Source organism: Bartonella sp. CL436QHHD (genome assembly GCF_042195105.1).
Classification (GTDB): Bacteria; Pseudomonadota; Alphaproteobacteria; order Rhizobiales; family Rhizobiaceae; genus Bartonella.
In genome coordinates, this window is sequence record NZ_JBHINR010000001.1 from 169363 (window position 1) to 195725 (window position 26363).

Annotated in this window: 21 protein-coding genes; 12 read left to right on the forward strand and 9 right to left on the reverse strand. The window is 36.2% G+C overall.

Annotated features, from left to right (window positions below; genetic code table 11):
• Positions 1 to 42: 42 nt before the first annotated feature.
• The 3 genes from ppdK to ACFIKN_RS00705 form a co-directional block, all read right to left on the reverse strand.
• Positions 43 to 2709 carry a pyruvate, phosphate dikinase gene (gene ppdK, locus ACFIKN_RS00695; RefSeq protein WP_375631392.1) on the reverse strand — a complete coding sequence of 889 codons (2667 nt, stop codon included), beginning with the start codon at positions 2707 to 2709 and terminating at the stop codon, positions 43 to 45.
• A 177-nt stretch (positions 2710 to 2886) separates the two neighbouring features.
• On the reverse strand, positions 2887 to 3546 hold the full coding sequence (locus ACFIKN_RS00700) for a DsbA family protein (protein WP_273791562.1): 660 nt from the start codon (positions 3544 to 3546) through the stop codon (positions 2887 to 2889).
• 82 nt (positions 3547 to 3628) lie between these two features.
• Positions 3629 to 4129, reverse strand: coding sequence for a DUF721 domain-containing protein (locus tag ACFIKN_RS00705; protein ID WP_273791561.1), 501 nt, complete (start codon positions 4127 to 4129; stop codon positions 3629 to 3631).
• A gap of 202 nt (positions 4130 to 4331) precedes the next feature.
• Between ACFIKN_RS00705 and mutY the strand changes: the two genes are divergently transcribed.
• Positions 4332 to 5390, forward strand: coding sequence for an A/G-specific adenine glycosylase (gene mutY / locus ACFIKN_RS00710; RefSeq protein WP_273791560.1), 1059 nt, complete (start codon positions 4332 to 4334; stop codon positions 5388 to 5390).
• A 756-nt stretch (positions 5391 to 6146) separates the two neighbouring features.
• Here the strand turns inward: mutY and ACFIKN_RS00715 are convergent.
• Complete coding sequence (locus ACFIKN_RS00715) at positions 6147 to 7235, reverse strand: site-specific DNA-methyltransferase (protein WP_375613050.1); 1089 nt, start codon at positions 7233 to 7235, stop codon at positions 6147 to 6149.
• A gap of 371 nt (positions 7236 to 7606) precedes the next feature.
• Between ACFIKN_RS00715 and ACFIKN_RS00720 the strand changes: the two genes are divergently transcribed.
• The 8 genes from ACFIKN_RS00720 to ACFIKN_RS00755 all read left to right on the forward strand — a co-directional run bounded on the left by ACFIKN_RS00720 (position 7607) and on the right by ACFIKN_RS00755 (position 18458).
• Complete coding sequence (locus ACFIKN_RS00720; protein ID WP_375654551.1) at positions 7607 to 8302, forward strand: HAD family hydrolase; 696 nt, start codon at positions 7607 to 7609, stop codon at positions 8300 to 8302.
• An 877-nt stretch (positions 8303 to 9179) separates the two neighbouring features.
• Positions 9180 to 9413 carry a hypothetical protein gene (locus ACFIKN_RS00725; RefSeq protein WP_273791557.1) on the forward strand — a complete coding sequence of 78 codons (234 nt, stop codon included), beginning with the start codon at positions 9180 to 9182 and terminating at the stop codon, positions 9411 to 9413.
• Positions 9414 to 10309: 896 nt separating this feature from the next.
• A complete protein-coding gene (locus tag ACFIKN_RS00730; RefSeq protein WP_273791363.1) occupies positions 10310 to 10666 on the forward strand; it encodes a hypothetical protein in 357 nt (118 codons plus the stop codon).
• A gap of 174 nt (positions 10667 to 10840) precedes the next feature.
• The gene (locus ACFIKN_RS00735) at positions 10841 to 11203 is read left to right on the forward strand and encodes a hypothetical protein (protein WP_273791362.1); all 363 of its coding nucleotides are present in this window, start codon (positions 10841 to 10843) and stop codon (positions 11201 to 11203) included.
• A 216-nt stretch (positions 11204 to 11419) separates the two neighbouring features.
• A complete protein-coding gene (locus ACFIKN_RS00740; protein ID WP_273791361.1) occupies positions 11420 to 11782 on the forward strand; it encodes a hypothetical protein in 363 nt (120 codons plus the stop codon).
• Positions 11783 to 12419: 637 nt separating this feature from the next.
• Positions 12420 to 13817: a threonine synthase gene (gene thrC, locus ACFIKN_RS00745; RefSeq protein WP_375643150.1), complete on the forward strand. Its 1398-nt coding sequence runs from the start codon at positions 12420 to 12422 to the stop codon at positions 13815 to 13817.
• An 82-nt stretch (positions 13818 to 13899) separates the two neighbouring features.
• Positions 13900 to 15174 carry a M16 family metallopeptidase gene (locus tag ACFIKN_RS00750; protein ID WP_375631389.1) on the forward strand — a complete coding sequence of 425 codons (1275 nt, stop codon included), beginning with the start codon at positions 13900 to 13902 and terminating at the stop codon, positions 15172 to 15174.
• A gap of 398 nt (positions 15175 to 15572) precedes the next feature.
• The gene (locus tag ACFIKN_RS00755; protein WP_375657753.1) at positions 15573 to 18458 is read left to right on the forward strand and encodes an EAL domain-containing protein; all 2886 of its coding nucleotides are present in this window, start codon (positions 15573 to 15575) and stop codon (positions 18456 to 18458) included.
• 42 nt (positions 18459 to 18500) lie between these two features.
• Here the strand turns inward: ACFIKN_RS00755 and ACFIKN_RS00760 are convergent, their stop codons facing one another.
• A complete protein-coding gene (locus ACFIKN_RS00760) occupies positions 18501 to 19085 on the reverse strand; it encodes a YqgE/AlgH family protein (RefSeq protein WP_375631387.1) in 585 nt (194 codons plus the stop codon).
• A gap of 71 nt (positions 19086 to 19156) precedes the next feature.
• Here ACFIKN_RS00760 and ACFIKN_RS00765 point away from each other — a divergent pair, with 71 nt between their 5' ends.
• Positions 19157 to 20035, forward strand: a complete 879-nt coding sequence (locus ACFIKN_RS00765) for a protein-disulfide reductase DsbD domain-containing protein (RefSeq protein ID WP_273791356.1) — start codon at positions 19157 to 19159, stop codon at positions 20033 to 20035.
• A gap of 26 nt (positions 20036 to 20061) precedes the next feature.
• Here the strand turns inward: ACFIKN_RS00765 and rnhA are convergent, their stop codons facing one another.
• The 4 genes from rnhA to cyoE form a co-directional block, all read right to left on the reverse strand.
• Positions 20062 to 20529 carry a ribonuclease HI gene (rnhA, locus tag ACFIKN_RS00770; protein WP_375657754.1) on the reverse strand — a complete coding sequence of 156 codons (468 nt, stop codon included), beginning with the start codon at positions 20527 to 20529 and terminating at the stop codon, positions 20062 to 20064.
• A 5-nt stretch (positions 20530 to 20534) separates the two neighbouring features.
• Positions 20535 to 21494 carry a homoserine kinase gene (locus tag ACFIKN_RS00775; RefSeq protein ID WP_273791354.1) on the reverse strand — a complete coding sequence of 320 codons (960 nt, stop codon included), beginning with the start codon at positions 21492 to 21494 and terminating at the stop codon, positions 20535 to 20537.
• Entirely contained in the window at positions 21494 to 22549 is a 1056-nt protein-coding gene (gene ispH, locus ACFIKN_RS00780) for a 4-hydroxy-3-methylbut-2-enyl diphosphate reductase (protein WP_375657755.1), read from the reverse strand. The genes ACFIKN_RS00775 and ispH overlap by 1 nt, the downstream gene beginning before the upstream one ends.
• A 182-nt stretch (positions 22550 to 22731) precedes the next feature.
• Positions 22732 to 23667: a heme o synthase gene (gene cyoE, locus ACFIKN_RS00785; RefSeq protein ID WP_273791365.1), complete on the reverse strand. Its 936-nt coding sequence runs from the start codon at positions 23665 to 23667 to the stop codon at positions 22732 to 22734.
• Positions 23668 to 24010: 343 nt separating this feature from the next.
• Here cyoE and ACFIKN_RS00790 point away from each other — a divergent pair, with 343 nt between their 5' ends.
• Together ACFIKN_RS00790 and tldD are read left to right on the forward strand one after the other, a co-directional pair.
• Positions 24011 to 24550 (forward strand): invasion associated locus B family protein, encoded by a 540-nt coding sequence (locus tag ACFIKN_RS00790; RefSeq protein WP_273791352.1) that lies wholly within the window; start codon positions 24011 to 24013, stop codon positions 24548 to 24550.
• Positions 24551 to 24660: 110 nt separating this feature from the next.
• Entirely contained in the window at positions 24661 to 26085 is a 1425-nt protein-coding gene (gene tldD / locus ACFIKN_RS00795; protein ID WP_273791351.1) for a metalloprotease TldD, read from the forward strand.
• The last annotated feature ends 278 nt before the right edge of the window (positions 26086 to 26363 follow it).

Genomic DNA, 26363 nt, shown 5'->3' on the forward strand with positions numbered 1-26363 from the left:
ATTTATTTCAGTAATAACGATACAACAAAAAATATTAACCCATTACATCCTTTTTGCTATTGCGGCCTGAGCTGCTGCTAAACGAGCAATTGGTACTCGAAAAGGAGAACACGAAACATAATCTAAGTTATTTTCTTCGCATAAAGTAATAGAAGCAGGATCGCCTCCATGTTCACCGCAAATTCCCAATTTTATTTTTGCACGCTTTGAACGTCCACGCTGTGCAGCAATGGTAATAAGTTCCCCTACTCCATCACGGTCAATAGACACGAAAGGATCTTGCTCTAAAAGACCTTTTTGAAAATAGGTTGCTAAAAAAGGAGCAGCATCATCACGGGAAATCCCAAAAGTAGTTTGTGTCAAATCGTTTGTTCCAAATGAAAAAAATTCAGCAGTTTCAGCAATTTCATCTGCTCGAAGCGCCGCCCTTGGAAGTTCAATCATCGTCCCAACCATATATTGAATAGTGCTTCCCTTTTCTTTCATCACTTCTTCAGCAACCTGATCAATACGCGCTTTTACAAAATCGAGTTCAGATTTAAGCGCAACCAGTGGCACCATAATTTCAAGCATAACAGGAGATCCAGATTTTTGGGCAGCTTCTGCTGCTGCTTCAAAAATCGCCCGCGCTTGCATTTCTGCAATTTCAGGATAAGTAATAGCTAAACGGCATCCTCGTAATCCAAGCATAGGATTAAATTCGTGCAACTGCTGAGCGCGTTCAGCAAGAACTTCAGCAGAAACCCCCATAGCTGTTGCAACATCAAGAATTTCTGCTTTCGTTTTAGGCAAAAATTCATGTAATGGTGGATCTAGCAAGCGGATAGTAACAGGTAAACCACACATAATTTCAAATAATTCACTAAAATCTGAACGCTGCATTGGCAAAAGCTTATCTAGTGCTTTACGACGACCACTTTCATCATGACTTAAAATCATTTCACGCATAGCAACGATACGTTCATCAGAAAAAAACATGTGCTCCGTACGGCAAAGACCTATACCTTCAGCCCCAAAAGATCGCCCCATACGGGCATCAGATGGTGTATCAGCATTAGCGCGAACTCTTATACGTCGCATCCCATCAGCCCATTCCATTAATTTTGCAAAGTCTCCGCAAAGCTGAGGCTGCAACATTGCAACTTTCCCTTTGAAAATTTCTCCACTTCCACCATCAATTGTGATAACATCACCTTTTTTTAAGCTTTCTCCTGAGGCAAACAACGTATTTGTGTTATAATCAATCCGCACACTGCCAGCACCAGAAATACATGGTTTTCCCATCCCCCGCGCAACAACAGCAGCGTGACTTGTCATACCGCCACGCGTTGTTAAAATTCCTTCTGCAGCATGCATACCATGAATATCTTCTGGGCTTGTTTCTACACGGACCAAAATAACTTTGCGACCTTCCGCCGACACAGTTTCTGCCTCTTCTGAAGTAAAAACAATTTCACCAGTTGCGGCTCCAGGAGAAGCAGGTAAACCACGTCCTATAACAAAACGTTCTGCTTTAGGATCAAGTGTTGGATGCAAAAGTTGGTCCAGCGACTTTGCATCAATACGCATCACAGCCTCTTCACGGTTTATTAACCCCTCCTCAACCATTTCAATTGCCATCTTGAGAGCCGCACGAGCCGTGCGTTTTCCTGAACGAGTCTGAAGCATCCATAATTTACCTTTTTCAATGGTAAATTCGAGATCTTGCATATCCCGATAATGCTGCTCAAGCTTCTGCGCAATCTGACATAATTTCAAAAAAGCCTCAGGCATAATTTTTTCTAACGACGGTCTATTTGAACCAGCAACAATACGCGCACTTTCTGTAATATTTTGAGGCGTTCGAATGCCCGCCACAACATCTTCCCCTTGCGCATTAACTAAAAATTCACCATAAAGTTCTTTTTTCCCTGTCGATGGATTGCGTGTAAAAGCAACACCTGTTGCCGAATCTTCTCCCATGTTACCAAAAACCATAGCTTGCACATTAACTGCCGTTCCCCAACTTTCAGGAATGCTATGTAAACGGCGATAAGTAACTGCGCGTGCCGTCATCCAACTTGAAAAAACGGCTCCAATTGCCCCCCATAACTGTTGTTCAGGATCTTGTGGAAAAGGGGTTCCTAATTTTTCTTCAACATAGGCTTTATAAGAAATAATAACATTCTTCCAATCATCTGCTGTCATTTCTGTATCAATAGTGTAACCATTGCATGCCTTTGCTTCATCAAGAATCTCTTCAAAATACGAATGGTCTAGCCCCAAAACAACGTTAGAATACATTTGGATAAAACGCCGATAACTATCATAAGCAAAACGTTCATTATTGGCTTGTAAAGCAATGGCTTTTACAGTCTCATCATTCATGCCAAGGTTAAGCACTGTATCCATCATCCCTGGCATAGAAGCCCTAGCCCCTGAACGAACAGACAGCAAAAGTGGCTTTTGCTCACTCCCAAATTCACGTCCTGTTTGTTCACCAACACGTCTTAGTGCTTGCTTAACAGATTCCTGTAGCTCTTCTGGATATGATTTGTCATGGGCGTAATAAAAATTACAAACTTCTGTTGTCAGCGTAAATCCTGGCGGTACGGGCAAACCAAGATTACTCATTTCTGCCAAATTAGCCCCTTTACCTCCGAGAAGGTTACGCTCACTTGCACTTCCTTCTGCCTTTCCATCTCCAAAACTATAAACCCATTTTTTCACTGTACAAATCCTCCCATATCAGCATCAAAACATCATTCAACCGAGGCTCATTTAAAAGCAATAATTTGATTCAAAATTGGCTCAAAAACAATATCGCTTCATAAATGCATAATATTAATCCTTCCAAAGGAGATAATGGCCAAAAGTATCACTATCCATCTTCTGGAAGATTAAGATTCAGTTTTTAAGAAAACTATCAATCACCGAAAAAAATTCTTCTACTTTCATGGCACCTTCATATTTACTACCATTAATAAAGAAAGTAGGTGTTGCTGTGACACCAAGCTCTTTACCGCGTTCAAAAGATGCATTTACTTCATCTAAAATGGACTGATTTTTCAAACAAGCAGTAAAACTTTCATCTGTAAAACCAGCCATTAAGCCAATTTTTTTCAATGGTGTTAGAGCATTTTTTCCGAAAGCCCATTCATTTTGTTTTTGAAATAAAACTTCTATCAAAGGAAAATAGCGATCTTCTGGTGCACACCGTGCCAACATAAAACCTGCTGTTGCCCGAGGATCAAAAGCATATTCTCGGAAAATAAGTTTTACTTTTCCTGTTTTGATATATTTTTTACGAATTTGGGGAAGTATATCATTATAAAAATGCGCACAATGGGTACATGTCAACGAAGCATACTCAACAATGACGACTGGTGCATCCGCCTCTCCCTCAAAGCGATCCTTTACTTTACCCGATTGGAGAAGCTCTGCCATATCAACAGTTGTTGCCACTGGTTTGGGATCACGCGCTAAAGCAACTGTTACACTGTTTTGTACAATCGTTATGAAGAGAAAAATTATCCCGAAAGATAAAAAAGAACGATATTTTACCATAAATAATACTTTTCTGTTGTTATTAACAAATAGGAATCCAATGCTTTCTCATATATTAAAGAAAAATATATAAAATATCTTTCTATTTATTATTTTTTTCCAAGAAAATGCAACAGCCAAGTTTATAAAGTGCTTGGTGCAAGCTTTTATCTTCAATTCCTTCAAGCATTTTTTCCACGCATTTTTTGTCTTGTTCACTCAAAGGCGGTTTTAGAGGCAAGTGATTCATAAAAACCGACATACTCCTTTGCTCAATCTTGATGCGATCAATAGCAATGTAGCCAAAAAATCCGTTAATTCTATGAAGTAATTCCTCTGTTTCATGCATCAATTTTAACGCAGCAAATCCTTCACATGCGACAACAAGTGTTGCTGGCTGAAAAACTTCATCTTGATCTGCACGACGTTTCCAAATAATTTTAAGCGGCATTGTATGTTCACTGATATCATAGCCCGCAATCTGTGGCCAATGTTCTATAAGCGCTACATTAAGCCCTGTCCGTTTGCGTAAAACTGGATCAAGTATTTTGTATACCGTCTCAGAAAGAGAATAAAAGATACGTTTTTTAAGTTGTTTTCTCATTTTTAGATCATTGTTCAACCGCTTACTAAATTAAAATCATTTGTTTCATCTAAAAATTGTTGCCTCCTCAATTTATGAAATATCAACAAAATAAAAAGCCTTTTCTCACCAGAGCCTTGACAATAAAGAGCAAAAAACATGAATTACAAAATAAATAATTTTTTCTTTTGCATTTTATATCTCCCTATGCTTGAAAGCAATCATGTATGAAATTTCTTCGCACCTCCTTGCTTGGTACGATCAAAATCACAGACATCTTCCATGGCGGATTACCCCTGAAAAGCAAAAACAAGGTATCCGTCCTGATCCTTATCAAGTTTGGCTTTCTGAAATCATGCTTCAACAAACAACCGTTGAAACAGTTAAGCCTTATTTTAAAAAATTTCTAAAACTATGGCCTGATCTTTTCTCTTTAGCAAAAGCCTCACAAGATGATATCATGAAAGCATGGGCTGGACTTGGTTATTATTCACGCGCACGTAATCTTAAAAAATGTGCGCGACAGCTTGTTGAAAACTACGCGGGACAATTTCCACAATCTGTAAAAGAATTGCGAACTCTAGCCGGTATTGGAGATTATACTGCCGCAGCCATTGCTGCGATTGCTTTTAACCACCCTGTAGCAGTGGTTGATGGTAATGTCGAACGTGTGGTAGCGCGACTTTTTGCTATCACTTCAATATTGCAAAAAGCAAAAGTTGAAATTAAAGAAAAAACACAAAAAATTACTGCTTTAAATCGTCCTGGTGACTTTGCTCAAGCAATGATGGATTTGGGAGCAACAATTTGTACTCCACGCAAACCATCTTGTTATACCTGCCCTCTTCAATGTTTATGCAAAGCAGAAAAGATGCAACAACCGGAGTCTTTTCCAGTTAAAGCCCCTAAAAAAGAACGCCCTTCAAAAACAGGTATTGCTTTTGTGGTCCTTAATAAAAAGAGACAAATTTATTTGGAAAAACGACAGACGCAAAAGCTCCTTGGTGGAATGACCCAAATTCCTAACAATATTGGCATAAACAACGAAAATGGGCTCCAAAACGCACCCTTTACTGCCAATTGGCAATTCAAGGGACAAATTACACATGTTTTTACTCACTTTTCTCTAAAACTCGATGTTTACTATACCGAAGATGTTCATGAAATGAATTGTGAAAATGGTTGGTGGTGTAACATTCAACATCTTACCGAAGAAGCATTACCTACTGTTATGAAAAAAGCCATTTCCGTAGCACTTCCCAATTCTTTCAGATTTAAATAACCTTCCCTATTCATAAAAATGTTTTCTAACAGAGACTTTTGTATCTCTAGCGATTATTTATTAATCTGCAAAAGAAAAATTAAAAAAATGAAATAACCAATTTTTTCTACAGATAAGAATTAAGGAGGAATAGAAAAGCTTAGAAATCTTAAATTTAAATTTCAGGTTCTATCCTTTTTTCGCTTATGAAGGAGTAAGTCGGCTCCATCGTTATATTTACCAGCCCCCTCAACATCCCTTGGTACGTGAAACGGTTCATAAGAGGTACTTTTAGTTCTTTCGTTAACAATTTTTATTCACACGCCAACCCCGTTTATGACATGCAAGCAAGTAATTTTCATCGATTCAATATGGAACAAGTTTGAAATGAAAAAACTTGACGATATTCCGAGGGCAATTCAATATGAGTTGCGTTAAATTATCTTTATAAATAAATACATTTTACGCACTTTACAGATGTACGTATTCAAAAAAGCACTTAATTTGGAACTTCTGAATGAACCTTTTAATTCTGATATTTCATTTTTATAAGCTTATATTGAAATTTTACTGTCTTGGAACTAAAACTAGAACATAGAGTGAAAATTTCTCATTTTAATTTCTTCTACAAGAAGCATAAAAATACTCGCTTGCCGCTTACAAGCGAGATTAGTGTGTCAATAAAAAACATCTAAGAAAGGCATAAAACGCCCTCACGTCCATCTTAATCAAGATCAGGTACATTGGTGGTCAATAGAATGAAGCGATCAGCTTAGTTCATAAAACACCCGTTTTTAACATTTGTGAACGTATGATCATTCTTAAATGATCTATGGACTTCAACCGTCCATTTTCCTCATAATACCAAAAGGTCCAACCATTACAACTCTGCGAATCTTGAGCCTTTCTTCCCATTGCGTGAATTGAACCCGCTTCACCACCATGCATAATCGTACCATCAGCTCTTACAATAGCAGATACTTGCTTCTTACGATCATAAAGAACTTCTCCAGGATAGAGTAAACCTGCTTCAAGCAAACTGTTGAATGCTACGCGCGGTTCTGCTTTTTTTCTATCCAAAATCGCTAGTTCTGGTTGCGCTAAAGGTTGAACCGCCGCAATTCTCTCACATGCTGCATCGATGTAATCTTGCTCGCGTTCAATCCCAACAAAATCACGCCCTAAAAGCTTGGCAACAGCACCTGTTGTTCCCGAACCAAAAAACGGATCGAGAATAACATCACCAGGTTTACTAGAAGCCATAATAATACGCGCTAATAACGCTTGCGGTTTTTGTGTTGGATGCAATTTACGCCCTGAATCATCCTTTAAACGTTCAGCTCCAGTGCAGAGAGGGAAAAGCCAATCTGAACGCATTTGTAGATCTTCATTTGCCGCTTTTAAGGCATCATAATTAAATGTGTACTTTTTATCTTTTTGATCTCGCACGGCCCAAATAAGCGTCTCATGAGCATTTTGAAAACGGCGCCCTCGAAAATTAGGCATCGGATTATTCTTGCGCCAAATAATATCATTAAGCATCCAAAAACCTAAATCTTGTAATGCCGTCCCAACCCGAAAAATATTATGGTAAGATCCGATAACCCAAAGTGTTCCGTTGGGTTTTAATACACGACGACAAGCAAGCAACCATGCACGGGTAAAAGCATCATAAGCAGCAAAACTCTCAAACTGATCCCATGCATCATCAACCGCATCAACAAGCGAATGATCTGGACGGTATAAAGCTCCATCCAATTGCAAATTATAGGGTGGATCTGCAAAAATCATATCAACAGAATGTTTTGGAAGTTTTTCTAGAACGGAAACACAATCTCCTTTAAAAATTTTATTGCGCCATGGCATTTGTGAGGGGATACGAAGGAAATCTTTTTGAAGCTGAATAACTGTCATGAAAAACCCAACAAAATTAACTAAATTTGCCCTATAATCAACTAAAATAGTTTATAGGCCCGCATTACCAATCCATATTTACAAAATAGCGTAAACGTATCGTTAAAATTCTACAAAATTGATAATTGTTTTTGTTTTTTTAGTAAAAAAAACTTTCACATGAATGAAACCTTAATTTTCTTTTTTTCAATGTACTGTTCCCATATCTTTTATTTCGTAAAAGAATTAAGAATCATTTTCAAAACTTATTTTTATGAAATAAGATCCTCTCAATATCGTTTTCATGAAAATTGTCCATCTCGTAACATGTAAAGGAATATCTTATGCCTCAGATAGATCTTATTATTTTTGATTGTGACGGAGTTCTCGTTGACTCTGAATATCTTGCAGCAAAAATTGGATCACAATTGCTCAAACAAGCAGGATATGAAATATCACCCGAAGAATTGAGTGAGCGTTTTGCAGGGCTTATCTTTCGCGATATTCTTAAACACGTTGAACAGGAAACAGAAAAACCAATTTCTGCTCATCTCATAGACCAAATGACTAATATTTTTCGTACACAAATAAAAACTAAATTACGGGCTATTGATGATGTAAGAGAAGCTGTAGAAATTATTCAAACACGCTATCCCTACTGTATCTGCTCTAATGCAAAAAGCGTAGATATAAAAGAGATGCTCACCACGGTTGATCTCTATGACCTTTTTGAAGGTAAAATATTTTCAGCACCTGAAGTTGGAACAAAAAGAACGAAACCGGCCCCTGATGTTTTCCTTTTTGCCGCACAACAATTACAGGCAGAGCCCCAAAACACTATCGTTATAGAAGATTCACTTCATGGTGTACACGCAGCCATAGCAGCAGGCATGCGTGTCATCGGCTTTACGGGAGGATCACATAGCTATTTTGGCCATTCTAATGCACTTGCAGAAGCTGGTGCAGAAACAGTTATTGCAAAACATGCTCATTTAGGAGAAGTCTTAGAAGCAATGGCAGTATGGCGAGATCTATTATAAAAAATCTCTTGAATATATCAATTTGTAAACTCTTGTAAGAAGCATTTTTATTCAAATGTCCTTCTCTTCTCGCTGCTCCTTTTATAATAACTTCAATAAATGCGTAATTCACGACACGGGTGAATTGCATCTCAATGTGAAGGAAAAATATAGCGCCTCATTGAAATCATAAGTCTGTTAACCATTGCACGTGCTTTTAAAAAAGCAAAAAACAGGGGTGCCAACTCATAAAAATTAAACCCTGCTTATCTATCTCAACTCCGATATCCCACTCCCAACCTCAGCAGCTCATCCTGATAAATTATTATATTTGTCAAAAAAGGAATATTACGATGCCTTGCTCGATAAGATGTGAGAATTGCTAGCCTCTTTCATCTGATCAAAAAAATCACATACTATGGTAAAATTGTAAGGGATGTGCCTATTGATCATGGAAAAAAATATTAAAATTCGCGGAATCTATGGAACACAAGAGTTTATTGAAAATGACAAAAGCGTCCTTGTTGAGTTACACGGGCTTATATTTACTCAATCCAAATCTCGTAAACTTGTTGAAGGCTTATTTACTTTGCTGCTCAAACAGTATTTTAACAGCATCAATTAGTACAACCTCCCTAAGATTACAAAAAACAAAAAGAATACATTTTTATGAAAAATGTGCCTTTTATAAAAAACATTTCATACCAAGTAATTTACAGACAACATGTTGATTTATAATCAATAATTAATCATTATTCAAATTAAGCAAAAAAACCGAATATTGTAAGATCCTCTCATTTAAAATCTGGATATGCTGAATTAAAGAAATAAAAATGCCTTTTAATGAATTATCTCAAAAGGCAAAAATTAGTAGCAACATTAGGAGCGAGCAAAGTGTATGGCACTGCCATCTTTCTTCTTTATAAACGTCAAAAATTCTGATGTCCTAAGAATTTTATATTATGGGACTTTATCATCATATATAGCGTTGCAAAATAGGCTTGAGTACCTTGAGAACGGTTTCTTTAAAAAAGCACTTAAATATGAAACATACAATCATGTTAAACAACGTACAGAGATACCAGTAGTTGCTCAAAATTTTCCAAAAGCACTTAATAGACTTTTTAAATAAGCAATGAAATCAGATCTTTTCAAAAGTAATCCAACTTTAGGAAAAACACCCTTTCTAAAAATAAAAGCGGCTTTTCAGTTTGGAAAGAAGAACATGTCGAAAAATATTATCCAATGCTGATCTTTCGGCACTCATAAATATGTCTGAATTGACATTCTTCTATACACTTTACATCATAGTAATACGCCGCTCACATTGGCGAGAAAAAGATAATATCATTTATCTCTATCCAATTCGAGCTCTACTTTCCACTATGAGAGAGCTGTATATTTTTTAGTATCTATAACATATTATTGTCTATAAGATAAATGTATATAATTAATAGTTAAGTAAGCAGTAGTATTATGCTATCATGATGCAATTAATAATCATTGAATAATAACTTAATAATATCTATATAACACATATTATTACAATAATGACTATCTATAATAACTCATATAAATAATAATATTTTAGCATGTCCATTAATATTTTATTTTTTAAGAATATTTTTATAAATACATCATAATTTTTATGTTTTTATTATAATATCTATAATAAATAAATTTATATATATTTATTATGTAAAAAGTTTGATCAACTTTATTATTTATAATTGTATTAAAAAAAATAATATTAATATCATTTTATAAAAATCATACGATAACCACGTGTTGTTTTATATATAACACATAATAAGATATTTTATAAAATTTTTTAAAAAATATTTTTGTAATTATTACTGTTACTTTTTTACAATAATGTTTATAAAAAATTACAGTTATATTTTTATATGTATTTTTATTATTGACTAAAAATACATATTGAAATATATAAATTATATATAGTGTGAGATACATAAACATTATGTATATTTCTTACATATATAACTTAAAAATATTTGAGGTAAAGTTATGATAAAAATATTTAAAAATTATATCTTAAGCATTTTTATAGCGAGCACTTTTTTTATTTCACAAACTGTAAATGTTAATGCAAACTATTTGAAAAATGATACTCCAAAAGAGGAACTTTCTGTTTTCCCAATGGAACAAGTAAAATATGCGACATCCGATGTAGTTTCTACGACTGCTTTCTATGTTCCATCTGTAAATTATCAAACAGAAAATGGAACAACTGGTGAAGGAAAATTAGAAAAGGTCGTTGAGCCTATAACTATAGGAATGGGACTATTGTTTACTGGATATGCAATGAGCTTTATAGGATCGATAATAAGTTGGATAAAGGACATAGTATTGATGTTCAAATAATTCAACCTCATCTAGAACTCTAGAATATTAGCTTCATTGTGTGTCTATAATTTATTGTAAATAATTACATAATGAAGCTCATCTTTCTACAAAATATAAATGTTGTAGATTATATCCAAATATCCAAAGTATAAATTTACGCATATATATAGTATAAAATATTTGAGGTAAATTATGATTAAATTATTTAAAAATCATATATTAAGTATTTTCATTATGTCTGCCTTTTCTCTTTCTCAGGTTGTAAATGTACATGCAAACTCTTTGCAAAATAGTACTCATCGTGAGAATACTTTTGTTTCTGCAATAAAGCAGAAAAGAAAGGATGCAGTCCATACCGTTTCTCTCTATAGACCCAGTCTAAATCGTGGAGTGAGTAATGAAACTACTATTGAAGGAAAATTTGAAAAGGTCGTTGAACCTCTTACAATCGGGGCTTTTGGTATGGGGATGGCACTTGGATATGCATCAAGTACGATAGGCATGTTTTTAGGATGGATAATAAGTAAAATAATATCGTGTTTTAAATCTCGTTAGAATTGAAATTTCATCAGAATAAAACCTTCTCATATGAAATATAAACTATGGATATATTCTGTGTTGATCGATTGTTGATGACAAAAAACTAATGAATTATCACACTAAGAATGAAAAAAGCTTTAAATGCTTCTGTTTCTCTCAATGTGCACTAATTCTGCCGACGAATCTATTCAATTCAGATTAAAATAAAAGTAAAAGTATTGGTGAAAAATTATGATTAAAGTATTGAAAACTTACGTATTAAATATTTTAATAGCAGTTTCTTTTTTGCTTTCACAAGTTATAAATGTTCATGCCAATCATTTGAACAATGATACTCAATGGGAAACTGTCTCTTTAATAGAACAAGGAAAGAAAAAAGCTATCGATATAGCGGCTCTTTATGTCCCAAGTTTCACTCATAAAGCAAAAAGTGAATCTGCCTTTGAAGGAAAATTTGAGAAAGTGTTTGAACCAATTACGCTAGGAATTTTTTCTACAGTAGGAGCTTTAGGTTTTGGATTCTTGACTGGATTTGTTATGTCCATATTTAGCGGGATAATCGGATGTGCAATAGGAAAAATTAAAGGAAAATAATTCAAAGATACTCAGTATTTTTTCTATTAAAAATGAGAATACTTTACAGCCTGCTTCACATCATTTAGCAGGCTGTTGTATGTTTTCTATGGATAAACTTTAAGTTACCATACTGTATAGCATAAATATAATATCTATTATTATACAAAATGATAAATTATGCTAAAAAAAGATTATGCAAAGTATAGATTTGCGCACGAAATGCCATAAAATTACCTTATAAATCTTCCAGTGTGAATTCTGAGATGTATCATTTTAACATTCGGTTTAGCAGATGTAATTGTTACAAAGTATTAAGAGCATAAAATAACTATGAATGATTGAGTTTTATACAAAAGTTCTTCAGTAACTACCATTCTATCTATTTAATTTTATTATTTTAGAAGGTGCACAAGTGAAGATACGTTGTAAAATTTAAGTGAGTGAATAATAGAGAGGAAATTTTCGTCTGCAACAGATTTTCTGTGAACATTTGACGTTTATATCTTAAAAATAAAAATGCTTAAGACTATTTCCTTTCATTATTGAGTTAAAAAGAAGAAAAGAAGCTCTATCCATTTAATAATTTAAATATTATGAAAAACGTGAAATAAATAACTTCACCAATTTGCCAGAAATAAAAAAAAGGATAAGACTTATGGAATATATCAGCACGAGAGGTGAAGCTCCTGCTTTAAGCTTTACGGAAACAATCATGACAGGGTTGGCAAATGATGGGGGACTTTATTTGCCAGATAAATTTCCTCAGCTATCATTTGATGCGTTACGAGCACTTCGTGGTCAGTCCTATACAACAATTGCTAAAACTATTCTGTGGCCCTTTGTGAATAACGAAATCGAATATACAGCTTTTGAAAATATGATCGCTGAATCTTATGCAACCTTTCACCATCCAGCAATCTGTCCGTTACGACAAACTGGAGCAGATGAATTTATCCTTGAACTCTTTCATGGTCCTACTTTAGCTTTTAAAGATGTAGCAATGCAGTTTCTTTCTCGACTGATGGATTATGTTTTGACTGAAAAAAATAGATGTGCAACGATTATTGCTGCAACATCAGGTGATACAGGTGGAGCTGCGATACAAGCTTTTGCTGGAAAAGAACACTCAGATATTTTTATTTTATTTCCTAAAGGACGTGTATCACCTGTTCAACAACGGCAAATGACAACCAATCAATGTTCAAATGTTCATGCCATTGCCATTGAAGGAAATTTTGATGATTGCCAAGCCCTTGTCAAAGCAATGTTTAATGACCACAATTTTCGTACAAAAAGAGCACTTTCAGGTGTGAATTCTATAAATTGGGCGCGTATCATGGCGCAAATTGTTTACTATTTTTCATCTGCACTTTCTTTAGGAGCTCCTGATAGAGCTGTTTCATTTACTGTTCCTACTGGAAATTTTGGTGATATTTTTGCAGGTTATGTCGCAGCCCGTATGGGATTACCCATTGCTCAACTGGTCATCGCAACGAATGATAACGACATCCTTGTACGTACATTGACCAGTGGTACTTATGAAACACAACCAATAGTCCATACAACATCACCTTCTATGGATATTCAGGTCTCTTCTAATTTTGAACGTTTGCTCTTTGAAAGTGGCAATCGTGATCCAATCTGGATTCGCAATGCAATGGAAAACTTGAAAAAAACGGGGCTCTTTACTCTTGATGAAAAGCAACTCAAAAATATTCGTTCCCTATTTTCCGCCGGGAAAAGCAACATGGCTACAACAGCTCAAACAATTGATAGTGTCTATAAGGAAAGTGGCTATCTTGTTGATCCACATACAGCGGTTGCTCTTCAAGTAGCGCGTGAAAACAAAAAACCGCATATTCCAATGATCGTTCTTGCCACGGCTCATCCAGCTAAATTTCCTGATACGATTAAAAGCGCTTGTGGCCTTCATGCTCCATGGCCATCTCATCTCAATGATGTAATGAAACACGAAGAACATTTTATAAGTCTTGCTAATGATGAAAAAATAGTAAAAGATTATATTTCTTTAAAATCGCGTGCATCTTATTAAAGTTAGCTGCATTAATTTAAATCAAGAATATTCTAATACCTTTACAATGAGGTATTTAGCTTATTAATGGAGTTGTAAATACATGGATGTAGATATATGTCGCCTTAGTAATGGTTTGACTATCGCCACACATACAATGCAACAAATTGATAGTGTTGCCCTCGGGATATGGGTTAAAGTGGGCTCACGCAATGAAACCTCCACACAGCATGGTATTGCTCATCTTCTTGAGCATATGGCTTTTAAAGGAACCGAAAACCGCACTGCTTTTCAAATTGCAACTGATATTGAAGATGTTGGCGGTGAAATAAATGCTACAACCAGTATTGAAACAACAGCTTACTTTGCACGTGTACTTAAAAGCGATATCCCTCTTGCTATAGATATTTTAGCCGATATTTTAATGCATTCAAAATTTGACGACAATGAACTAGAACGAGAAAAACAAGTAATCTTTCAGGAAATTGGTGCTGCCCATGACACTCCTGATGATATTGTTTTTGATCATTTTACAGAAACAGCCTTTCGTCATCAATCCCTTGGGCGCTCTATTTTAGGAACAGCTAAAACTATTCAATCATTTACATCTACTGATCTCCATGATTTCATCAATAAACAATATAGTGCAGATCGTATGATTGTCGTTGCAGCAGGAGCTGTAAAGCACGAAAGTTTCGTGCGAGAAGTTGAAAGTCGTCTTGGTACTTTTCGCTCCCATTCAACCGCACCTCTTACTAATCTTGCAAATTATGTCGGTGGCGACTTTCGTGAATATCGCGATTTAATGGATACACAAGTTGTTCTAGGGTTTGAAGGACGCGCTTATCACGCGCGTGATTTTTATGCAGCCCAAATTCTTTCAATCATTCTTGGTGGTGGTATGTCTTCACGTCTTTTTCAAGAAGTAAGAGAGAAACGTGGATTATGCTATTCTATTTATGCTTTTCATTGGGGATTTTCAGATACTGGACTTTTTGGTGTTCACGCAGCTACCGGACAAGAAGGGCTCAAAGAACTTATTCCTGTGATTCTTGATGAACTTTCCAAGGTCAGCAAAAATATTCACGCCAATGAACTACAACGAGCACAAACGCAATATCGTGCGAACCTGACAATGTCACAGGAAAATCCTTCTAGTCAAGCACATCTCATTGCTCGCCAAATACTCCTTTATGGTCGACCAATTCCAATATCGGAAACAATTGAACGCCTCAATCTCATTACTCCTAAAAGATTAACTGATTTAGCACATCGTCTTTTTACAAACTCCACACCAACACTAACTGCTGTCGGACCTGTAGGACCCCTCATAAATTTTGATGATTTAACGTCAACTCTTTCATACAAGCTAAAGTAAAAACTTCTTTTCAAAGCAGCATCACAATAACATCACATATTTTATCATAAAATTTACCACAAAAGCTCTTCTCATTAAATAAGTTTTGGAAATATTGGGCAAAGAGGCGTACAAAACTACCCAATTCATACTTCATGTGATAAAGATTCTAATGAGTGAAGGTATATCCGTGAAATCTGGAAATTTATGGTTTAACTTTGCCCTTTTAAAATATAAAACTTCATTCGCTTCAAGTTCTATTGGAGCAAATGGGTATGTGGTTTATTTGTATATAAAATCACACAACTTAAGAAAAAGTGATAACAATTTATTATGTAAATAAATTATAAAAGGTGGACGTTTTTTCTCAAAAATCGAAATGAAAATTAAACATCCTAAAATATTGAGAGTGGGACATTGTGAAGAGTTTGCGTAAAATAATTGACATCATTTTCATTGTAGTCGTTAGTTCTTTTGTCCATCTTACATCAGCACAAGCAATTGAGCCAGTTAAAATTTCTTCTCAAGATGCTGCTCTTGATCTCTCAAAAGCAATTGAAATTCACCATACAAACAACTCTATTTTTCAAACAAGTACAGCGCCAGGACCAGATGGTATTGTATGGCGTATTGAAGTGCAGGCAAAAAATGAAAAATTTTCCGGAAATTGGGCAGTTTTTTCTCTTGCAAATCCAACAGATGAACAAGTTGATCGTCTCATTGTTGCCCCCCATTACCGCATGGCACGTTCTGGATTTTTTTGGCCAGACCTTGGATCAGCAAGGATTCAATCCATAACGCCAAGCGAAGGTTTTTCCCTCGATCGTCAACTTAGTGCAAACTCTGATATCTTTCGTATTACTCTTAACCCTGGTGCTGTTGTTACATTTGTGGCCGAACTTAACTCTGCAAATCTACCGCAAATCTATTTATGGCAACCTGAAGCTTATAAAGATGCAATTAATTCTTATACGCTTTATCATGGTATTCTTCTTGGGATATCAGGTCTCTTAGCGCTTTTGTTAACTGTTCTCTTCGTCGTCCGTGGAACAGGGCTGTTTCCTGCAACAGCTGCTGTTGCTTGGGCAGTGCTTTTTTATATTGGTATTGACTTCAACTTTTTAAATAAATTCTTTGCAGTTACACTCACAACACAACCAATCTGGCGTGCTGGTACAGAAGTAGCTCTTACTGCTACACTCTTCATTTTTCTTTTTACCTATCTCAGCCTTAACCGCTGGCATTATCATTTTAGTTACGGTGCTATCGTTTGGACCATTGCCTTTTGCAGTCTAGGAGCCTTTGCTATTTATGATCCCATCAGAGCAGCTGGAATTGCGCGTTTGTCTTTTGGCCTTACCGCTGTGCTTGGTATAATATTAATCATCTATTTCTCAATCAGAAGCTATGACCGCGCTATTATGCTTATTCCAACATGGTTGCTCATTAGCTTTTGGTGTGTTGGAGCCTATGCTTGCATAGCTGGACATTTAAACAATGATATTATCCAGCCAGCATTAGCGGGGGGATTAGTGCTCATTGTTCTTCTCATAAGCTTTACTGTCCTGCAACAAACTTTTTCTAATGACGCTTTCCATGAAGGAATATTTTCCGACCTGGAACAACAAGTACTCGCAGCAAAGGGAGCTGGAAATATTATTTGGGATTGGAATATCGAGCGTGACCGTATTGTTGTACATCCAAACATGGCAACCCTTTTTGGTACTGAAATTCATAACCTCAATGGACCTATGCGCAACTGGATTTCAGCCTTGCACCATGATGATCGTGAACGCTTTCAAGCTGTATTGGATATCATTCTTAAAAATAAAAAAGGGCGCATTGATCAAATTTTTCGTCTTTCTTCCGGTGGTGGTTATTATCATTGGTTTTCTCTTCGTGCACGTCCGGCTATGCAAAAAGATGGAAAAATCACACGTGTCATTGGAACCATTGTCAATATTACTAACCATAAAAAATCCGAAGAACGCTTATTGCATGATGCAATCCACGACAGCTTAACCGGACTTCCTAACCAACAAATTTTCTTTGATAGACTACAAAATTATACCTCTTTAGCGAAAGCAAATATCAAAATTAGACCGACTGTCTTTATGATTGATTTTGACAATTTTCGCCAAATTAATCGCAAATTAGGCATAGCAGTTGGGGATACTGTACTGCTTATAATCGCACGTCGTTTAAATCGTCTCATTAACTTTCAAGACACCTTATCGCGTCTTTCAGCAGACCGCTTTGCAATTATTTTACTTAGTGAAACCGAACCACAAAAAATTGCAGCATTTGCAGATCATTTGCACAAAACAATTTCAGCACCTATTTCACTTTCAGAAAACAAAATAATCCTTTCAACCTCTATCGGATTGGTTACATGGAGTGAAAGCCGATCGACGGCTAAAGATATTTTTAATGATAGTGAATTAGCGATGATTCGCGCAAAACAAATGGGTGGAAACCATATTGAACCTTTTCGTCCTAATTTTCGCACTTTGGGTCTCGAACATAATACTCTGGAGAAAGATGTTCATTATGCCATAAAACGTAATGAGATGAAAATCCTCTACCATCCTATTCTTAATTTATCAGACGGACATATTATTGGTTTTGAAACAATTGTAGAATGGCATCATCCCACTTATGGAAATTTAAATGTCTCTGATTTCATAAAAATCGTAGAAAATGAACAAATTGTTATGGATTTGTCACAGTTTATCATCGATAATGCCATTATTGATCTTATAAATGTACAAGAAAAGTTTTCCCAACAATCTTTCTTTATTTCAATTAATTTACCAAGCGCAGAAATGATTCATCCTCGTTTTATCAGTCAATTGCGTGCCGCTTTGCTTCGCCATCCGCTCCACAAAGGGCGTCTGATGATTGAAATATCTGAATTTGTCTTAAGAAATAATCCTGAACAATCAGCGCACTTTCTTGAACAAATTAAAACACTGGGAATGAATCTCGCACTCGATAATTTTGGAACAGGTTATTCGTCTCTGACCTATCTCGTACGTTATCCATTTGATATGGTTAAACTTGATCGTTCACTTATCTCAATCGACTCTCTTAAGAAGAAAATTGTTCTAAAGTCTATCATTAATATGGCAACAGATCTTAATTTGCAAATTATCGCAGAAGGTGTTGAAAATGAAAAAGAAGCAATCTTTCTTCGTCAAGAAGGCTGTAAATATGTTCAAAGTACACTTGTGACGAAACCGATTGCCATAGAAGAATTAATTACACTCGTTCAGAGCCATTTCCCTTATAAAATAAAAACATAATGGATAAAATAACGTGTAAAGTTAAAAAGCTTAGAAAAAACTCTACGCGTGTCCCATTTCAGAAGCAAGATAAGTTGGATCGATACCCATGCGTGTTAAACTTTTATCATACTTGCAGCTTAAATCGCTTTCAAAAAGAAAACTAGGTGATGTAGAACTGATTAGCCAACCATTTGTAGAAATTTCTGCCTCAAGTTGCCCCGCTTTCCATCCAGCATAGCCTAATGCGACCAGTGCATGTTGCGGACCTTGTTCGCAACTGATCGCTTTTAATATATCAATTGTCGCAGTAAAACAGATCTTATCTGCAATAAAAACAGTTTCTTCACAAGCATAATCATCTGAATGAAGGACAAAACCACGCAAAGGATCAACAGGACCACCATAGCGAACTGGAAACTGTTTTATTGGTTCAGAAAGACTTTTTTTTTGGCCACTGTCTATGACTCCCAAATGAAGCAAAAGCTCTGGAAAATCAATATGATGCAATTGATTAAGAATGATGCCCATCGCACCGGCATTAGAATGCGCACAAATATAAATAACAGAACGAATAAAGCGTTTGTCATTCATCCCAGGCATTGCTATGAGTAATTGTCCACCTAAAAAGCCATTACACCGCTTCATTAATCTGTTATTCTCCATAATTTACATGATAAAAGTTTGTTCATTTAGCACACTAGGAAAATAAAACTCCAATGAAAAAAAGTCGTATATTTACAAATTTACAAAATATCGCAACTTTCTTTTATAAAAAGCTTTTCGTTACTTTAAGCTTAACATTCATAGTTTTAGAATTACTTAACATTCCTGTAAATGCTCAAACAGAACAAAAACTCCAGCTTTTCGCAACATCTTGGTATGAATCAGATGGTGGTCGTATCCGATTAGCGATCACTGAACCTTCTCTTTCTGGAATAAGAGAAGGCATTATTGAAATTGAACTTAAACCAGGATGGAAAACTTACTGGCGTAATCCAGGTAATTCTGGCATGGCACCATTTTTTAATTTCAACCAACAGATTTCTTATGAAATCTTCTATCCTACTCCACAGCTTTTTGAAACAGAAAATGATTGGTCATTAGGTTATAAAGATAAAGTAATATTGCCCTTCAATCTTTCTGGTTCAAGCAAAAATTTAAGTGGTGCTTTCACTCTTGGATTATGTAATAAAATCTGTCTTCCATTTACTATTAACTTTGATTTTTCGCCATCTGCTCTTAAAAATAAACATCTTCCTGCTTCCTTCTTAAAAAAGGCGCAAGATTCTTTGCCCCGCATGATGCAGAATGCACTAAAAATAAGTGCCGAAAAAAATAACAGTACCCTTCTTATAAAAATACAAAATAACAACAAAACTACACCTTCCTCTCTCTTTTTAGATGGAGGAGAAATGCAAATTGGAGCAGCAAGAAAAGTCAGTGATAACGCAGAATATACACTCTTCAGTGCTCCACTCTATTTCGCACCAGAAGAAATAAACCAAAAAATTTTTTATACAGTTTCTTTTAAAGATCACGCCTTAAGTGGAACATTCATATTCCATACGCAGCCAACCCCGCTTGCGACTCCGTGATAAAAGAAAAAGCTCCCAAACAGCAATTATGCTGAAAAACGTCCATTTTCACGATATTGAGTAATTGCTTTGCGAGCAAGGGCATCTGCGCGTTCATTTTCTGGATGTCCCGCATGCCCTTTTACCCAGTGCCATCTGACTGTATGACAAGAACTAGCATCCTCAAGAGCTTGCCATAGCTCCATATTTTTAACAGGACTTTTTGATGCGGTGCGCCAATTATTCTTTTTCCAATCTTCAATCCACTTAGATATACCGTTACGCACATAAACTGAGTCTGTATAAAGATCGACCAAACAGGGCTCTTTAAGCGCCTTTAATGCACAAATAGCCGCCATGAGTTCCATTTGATTGTTTGTCGTATGAACCTTACCGCCATAAAGCTCCCGTTCATGACCATTCCAGCGTAAAATTGCCCCCCATCCTCCAATTCCAGGGTTCCCTGAGCAAGCACCATCTGTATAAATTTCAACGACTTTTTGTTGAGTTGCCATAAAATTTAAAAACCTAATTCACTTAGCGAATTTACATTACTGAAAAAACAAAGCTTGTGCCAATACTCCCATGGATCTTTCTTAATAACAAAGCTATTAGGCGGTGTATTAAACCAATCATATAGACGTGTGAGTAAGAAACGTAGAGACGCACCACGAGCTAATAAAACCATCTTGTCCAATTCTAAAGGGATCAATGGTCTTATTTTTTGATAACTTTCCAATAACTTACGTGCTTTGGTAAGATTATAGGAATGATCAGGCTCAAAGCACCAAGCATTTAAACAGATCGCTAAATCATAAGCAAAAAAGTCATTACAAGCAAAATAGAAATCTATCATCCCAGAAAGACGATGATTCACAAAAAAGACGTTATCATTAAATAGATCTGCATGAATAATGCCTATTGGTAAATTGAACGGCCAATTTTTCTGTAAAAAAGCCAATTCCAACTCAATTTTTTGTCCAAATTCTTTTAACAATGCATCTTCTTTGGTTTGACAACGTTGCCACAAGACCTTCCAATCCATAACAGAAAGAGTATTTTTACGACTAAGTGTAAAATCCTGTCCTGCTAAATGTAATTGTGCGAGCCCCATCCCCACTTCGCCACAATGATCTATATTGGGCTGGCGGATCCACTCTCCTTCCAGAAAAGTAATAATAGCGGCAGGACGTCCTGCTAATTCACAGATCATCATTCCATCATTTTGAATAACAGGTTGAGGACAAGGAATTCCACGCTGTCCTAAATGCTGCATCAAGCGACAAAAAAAAGGTAAATCATCTTTTGAAATACGCTTTTCATAAAGTGTTAAAATAAATCGCCCTTGTGTTGTCTCTAACATAAAATTAGAATTTTCAATCCCCTCCTCTATACCTTGATAAGACAAAAGTGATCCTATTGCATAACGTGTTAAAAACACTTTTAAATCATTTGGGTGAATATCTGTATAAACGGCCATTATTCTGCTTTCGTTGTAGATATGTTTGTATTCTGATTTTCATTTTTTGCATTATTTGCTTGACCATTGACGAAAGCCATATCTTGAGACGTTAAAATGACGTCACGTAATTCGCGACTCACTAAAAATTTTTCCGTTTCTACCGCTGTTTCAGCTAATTCTATTGTGACATCATAACGCTCACGAAATGCTGAAATAATTTCATCAATAATAATTTCAGGAGCCGAAGCCCCTGCTGAAAGACTGACAATAGAAAGAGATTTTAGGTTTTCAAAATTAATTTCATCAGCGCGCTGAACTAAAATAGCTTGCCGCGCACCAGACTTTTCGGCAACCTCTACTAAACGTCGTGAATTAGAAGAATTTGGTGCTCCAACAATCAAAAACAAATCGCTCCCCTTTGCCGCTGCTTTAACCGCATTTTGTCGATTCGTTGTAGCATAGCAAATTGACTCAGCCGCTGGGGCTGCTAATGTAGGAAAACGTTGTTGTAATATATCGATAATTCCTGCAGTATCTTCAACAGAAAGCGTTGTTTGTGTCACAAATCCTAATTTATCTGGATCATTGGGTTGATAATGCAAAGCATCTTCTATCGTTTCAATAAGCGTCACAGCCCCTTCTTCAAGCTGTCCCATTGTCCCTATCACCTCAGGATGACCAGCATGACCAATCAATATAACATGACGACCATGACGTTGATGTCGTATCGCTTGTTTATGCACTTTCGAGACCAACGGACATGTTGCATCGAGATAAAACAAATTATAGCATCGCGCTTCTTCTGAAACAGATTTTGGTACACCATGAGCAGAAAAAACAACCGGTTGATTGCGATGTTCTTCTGGAATCTCATCAAGTTCTTCGACAAAAACAGCTCCCCGTTGCTGTAATCCCTCAACCACGTAGCGGTTGTGTACAATTTCATGACGAACATATACTGGAGCACTATATTTTTTTAATGCAAGCAGAACAATCTGGATAGCACGATCAACCCCTGCACAAAATCCACGTGGACCACAAAGACGTATCGTTAAAGGGGGAAGTCCAGACATAAATCATCCTTAATCTCTATAGTTTTAGCTATATATTCAAACAACCTATTATTATACATGAATAAGCAATGTAAAAAAACGCGCAATATCATCTTTTGCATAAGAACAGACTCTATCGTGTTTTCTTACAGAATTTTCTTGAAGAAAAGCTCTTTTTAAATTTGCTTTTTCATTTTATTTGCCTAAAGAGCGATAAAATACCAGACAAGAGATTCAATCAAAAGAACTCCAAAGATAGCTGCCAAATAGAGTAACGAAAAGAAAAACGTTTTTTTAGCCATCAAAATAGTTTCATTATGTGTATCAGCTTTCCATAAACGATAGGCAAAATAAATAAAGATAATGCTTAAAATTGTTGAAAAAATAGCATAAAAAATTCCGCCAAGACCAATAAAGCAAGGAGCAGCAGCACATAATGCCATCAAAATAGTATAAAATAAAATCTGTTTTTTTGTTGAATGTTCACCTCGTACATTAGGCATCATAGGGATGCCTGCAGCCTCATAATCAAGAGATGAAAATAAAGAAAGAGACCAAAAATGGGGGGGGGTCCACATAAAAATGATCAAAAATAATAAAAAGCTATCAATACTCACTGTCCCTGTTGCCGCGGCCCATCCAATCATTGGTGGAAAAGCCCCAGAAGCACCACCAATAACAATATTTTGTGGTGTGATACGCTTTAACCAAATTGTATAGATAACGACATAAAAGAAAATCGTAAAAGCAAGAAAAAATGCCGCAAACCAATTAATGAAGCTCCCCATAACCAATACCGAGAGCATAGAAAGAACCATGCCAAAAATAAATGCCTTTTGAGAGCTGATTTTACCCATGGGAATGGGACGCTTTTTAGTTCGTTCCATCACAGCATCAATGTCAGCATCATACCACATGTTCAGTGCTCCCGCACCACCGCCACCAGCAGCAATACATAAAATTGCTAAAAAACCATACCACGGATTGATAGGAACAGGAGACACCATCAAACCAACTAAAGCCGTAAAGATCACAAGAGACATAACACGTGGCTTTAATAATGTGATATAATCACTAATAGTGGATTTTGGTGGCGTTGATTTACCATTCACAACCGATAACTTTTCTGAAACTGACATTCCACTCAAAGCCCTTTTCCATTTCTGTCATTCACAAACCCAATATTATCTGACAAATATTATCTAGCGTATGGAAATGACCAATTAAGACCAATCGTATTTTTGAGAAAATATGAAATATCTCTTTCGCACGTATACCCTAAAAGTAGATGAAAATACTGGCAATAAAAACACATTTTTTCAATCAACGTTCTTTCCCATATTACAAGTGTATCATAAAAATATATCCTATGAATTAATATATTTGGGTAAATACTGATTTTGTGTTATAGTTTTTATAGGGAATTCATTTTTTATGTAAATCTATGCATGGTTGTGAGTGTTGAGTCGGATAGGATTTTCTGTGATACTTTATAAATTACTCAAAAAAACTTTTTTTATTGGCACTGTTTTTTACACACTTTATAGTAGTTTTATCAGTCATGCATTTGCACAAACACCCTATGCGCAAAGTGTCCCTGCTCCACAAACCTATGGTGCATGGACAAAAGTTTGTTCTCTACCACCAGGTACACCTAACATGCAGTGTGAAGTTGTACAAAACGTTCACACACAAGGGCGTCAAGATATTACCTTGCGCGTTACATTTTATAAACTTCCTCAAAAGCAAGGTGCCTTGATGCGTGTTTTTGTTCCGATTCGCGTTGAATTACGTCCTGGCGTTGGAATTAAAATTGACGATAAAAATATGGGCAGAATGGAATATCGTCGTTGTCTTGGTGATAATTGTGTTGCTGAAGCCTTTCTTAAAGAAGACATATTGCAGCTCTTTTTAAAAGGAAAAATGGCAACCTATTTTATCTTTACAACTCCGGAACAAGGGATTGGAGGTTTTGTTGACCTTCATGGTCTTGGCGACGCCTATGCAACCTTACCAACATGAGTGAAATCAATACACTTTAAACGATTGAAATTTCATCGTATATTTTGAAAGATTCTTAAAATTAGATTGATAAAAATCTTCTAAGCCCCCATAAAAATAGGATAATTCTTATGAAATCGCTGATTGATCATTTTGATATTGCTTCCTCTAAAGTGCAATCACTTGTACAGGAAACACTTCATCATGCTGATGATGGTGAGCTTTACCTTGAGTACACAGAAAGCGAAGCTCTTTTATTTGATAATGGGCAGCTTAAAAACGGCTCATTTCATCAAGATATGGGATTTGGACTACGCGTTGTTGCTGGAGAGGCTACTGGATATGCTCACTCTAGTGAGTTATCAGCTGCTGCACTCAAACGTGCCAGTGAAGCTGCTAAAGCTGTTACCTATAATAATCATGCAGGGCCTTATAGTATAGCACCTCAACAAACAAACAAAAGACTTTATCAACCGCATAATCCCCTTGATGCTCCATCATTTGAAGAAAAAAGTGCTCTTTTGCAAAAAATTGATGCCTATTTACGTGCTAAAAATGATAAATTGCATCAAGTGACTGTTTCTCTTTCCGGCTCGCTACAACATGTTGAAATTTTACGTGCAGATGGTTATTTGGTTCGTGATATTCGTCCCCTTGTGCGACTTTCTATATCTGTGGTCGTAGCTGAAGGCAATCGACGTGAAAATGGTTTTTATGGGTGTGGAGGGAGACAAGCATTTAACCAATTTATTCATGAAGACAATTGGAAGAAAGCTGCAGATGAAGCCTTACGTATGGCTTTAACAAATTTAGAAGCAGAAGCAGCACCTGCTGGATCTTTTGATGTTGTCTTAGCCAACGGATGGCCTGGTGTTATGCTCCATGAAGCCGTAGGTCATGGTTTAGAAGGTGACTTTAACCGTAAAAAAACATCCGCTTTTGCTGGACTTTTAGGACAACAAGTTGCAGCAAAAGGTGTTACAGTTGTTGATGACGGAACAATTCCACAATGCCGTGGCTCTCTCACTGTTGATGATGAGGGGACCCCTTCAGGATATAACGTTCTCATTGAAGATGGAAAGCTCGTTGGTTTTATGCAAGACAGGCTTAATGCACGGCTTATGGGAGGTAAATCAACTGGAAATGGACGGCGTGAATCTTATGCTTATGCACCAATGCCACGAATGACCAATACAATCATGCTAGGAGGAGATAAAACACCTGAAGAAATCCTTTCTTCACTTAAAAGTGGTATCTATGCTGTTTCATTTGGTGGAGGACAAGTTGATATTACTTCTGGAAAATTCGTCTTTGAATGTACTGAAGCATACCGAGTAGAAAATGGTAAAATTTGTGCACCAATCAAAGGGGCAACTCTTATTGGAAATGGACCGGATGCTATGAAACGTATCACAATGATTGGTAATGATAGTAAACTAGATAATGGTATTGGTATGTGTGGAAAAGCTGGCCAAAATGTCCCTGTTGGTGTTGGCCAACCTCACCTTCGAATCAATAATATGACAATCGGTGGAACTGCGCTTATAGAGGAATAAGCTTGCTCATTCCTTCCCCGTATTGCCTCCTTCTCGTCTATTACGACCATTTTGTGAGGGGGTACAATGCATTGATTTATAAAGATAATCTAGCGTTATTCATATTGTATTAGAACCTTGAATACCGTAAGATTCTCTCATTTTAAATCTGTGTCTGTTGAACCAATCAAAATCATTCGTTTATACATTACAGGCAGGGAGAGTTATATGGATAAAAACTGTACAAGAAAGAACTAAAGATTCTTCTTATGGACCGTCTCAAGTACCAAGAATTTTAG

What these genes read in the sequence shown, in the direction of transcription:
- ACFIKN_RS00700 (WP_273791562.1), bottom strand. Translation starts at nt 3,546, where the DNA reads ATGGTAAAATATCGTTCTTTTTTATCTTTCGGGATAATTTTTCTCTTC.
- mutY (WP_273791560.1), top strand. Translation starts at nt 4,332, where the DNA reads ATGTATGAAATTTCTTCGCACCTCCTTGCTTGGTACGATCAAAATCAC.
- ACFIKN_RS00730 (WP_273791363.1), top strand. Translation starts at nt 10,310, where the DNA reads ATGATAAAAATATTTAAAAATTATATCTTAAGCATTTTTATAGCGAGC.
- ACFIKN_RS00725 (WP_273791557.1), top strand. Translation starts at nt 9,180, where the DNA reads ATGGCACTGCCATCTTTCTTCTTTATAAACGTCAAAAATTCTGATGTC.
- ACFIKN_RS00720 (WP_375654551.1), top strand. Translation starts at nt 7,607, where the DNA reads ATGCCTCAGATAGATCTTATTATTTTTGATTGTGACGGAGTTCTCGTT.
- cyoE (WP_273791365.1), bottom strand. Translation starts at nt 23,667, where the DNA reads ATGTCAGTTTCAGAAAAGTTATCGGTTGTGAATGGTAAATCAACGCCA.
- thrC (WP_375643150.1), top strand. Translation starts at nt 12,420, where the DNA reads ATGGAATATATCAGCACGAGAGGTGAAGCTCCTGCTTTAAGCTTTACG.
- ACFIKN_RS00760 (WP_375631387.1), bottom strand. Translation starts at nt 19,085, where the DNA reads ATGAAGCGGTGTAATGGCTTTTTAGGTGGACAATTACTCATAGCAATG.
- ACFIKN_RS00750 (WP_375631389.1), top strand. Translation starts at nt 13,900, where the DNA reads ATGGATGTAGATATATGTCGCCTTAGTAATGGTTTGACTATCGCCACA.
- ACFIKN_RS00765 (WP_273791356.1), top strand. Translation starts at nt 19,157, where the DNA reads ATGAAAAAAAGTCGTATATTTACAAATTTACAAAATATCGCAACTTTC.
- rnhA (WP_375657754.1), bottom strand. Translation starts at nt 20,529, where the DNA reads ATGGCAACTCAACAAAAAGTCGTTGAAATTTATACAGATGGTGCTTGC.
- ACFIKN_RS00775 (WP_273791354.1), bottom strand. Translation starts at nt 21,494, where the DNA reads ATGGCCGTTTATACAGATATTCACCCAAATGATTTAAAAGTGTTTTTA.
- ACFIKN_RS00735 (WP_273791362.1), top strand. Translation starts at nt 10,841, where the DNA reads ATGATTAAATTATTTAAAAATCATATATTAAGTATTTTCATTATGTCT.
- ispH (WP_375657755.1), bottom strand. Translation starts at nt 22,549, where the DNA reads ATGTCTGGACTTCCCCCTTTAACGATACGTCTTTGTGGTCCACGTGGA.
- tldD (WP_273791351.1), top strand. Translation starts at nt 24,661, where the DNA reads ATGAAATCGCTGATTGATCATTTTGATATTGCTTCCTCTAAAGTGCAA.
- ACFIKN_RS00740 (WP_273791361.1), top strand. Translation starts at nt 11,420, where the DNA reads ATGATTAAAGTATTGAAAACTTACGTATTAAATATTTTAATAGCAGTT.
- ACFIKN_RS00705 (WP_273791561.1), bottom strand. Translation starts at nt 4,129, where the DNA reads ATGAGAAAACAACTTAAAAAACGTATCTTTTATTCTCTTTCTGAGACG.
- ACFIKN_RS00715 (WP_375613050.1), bottom strand. Translation starts at nt 7,235, where the DNA reads ATGCCATGGCGCAATAAAATTTTTAAAGGAGATTGTGTTTCCGTTCTA.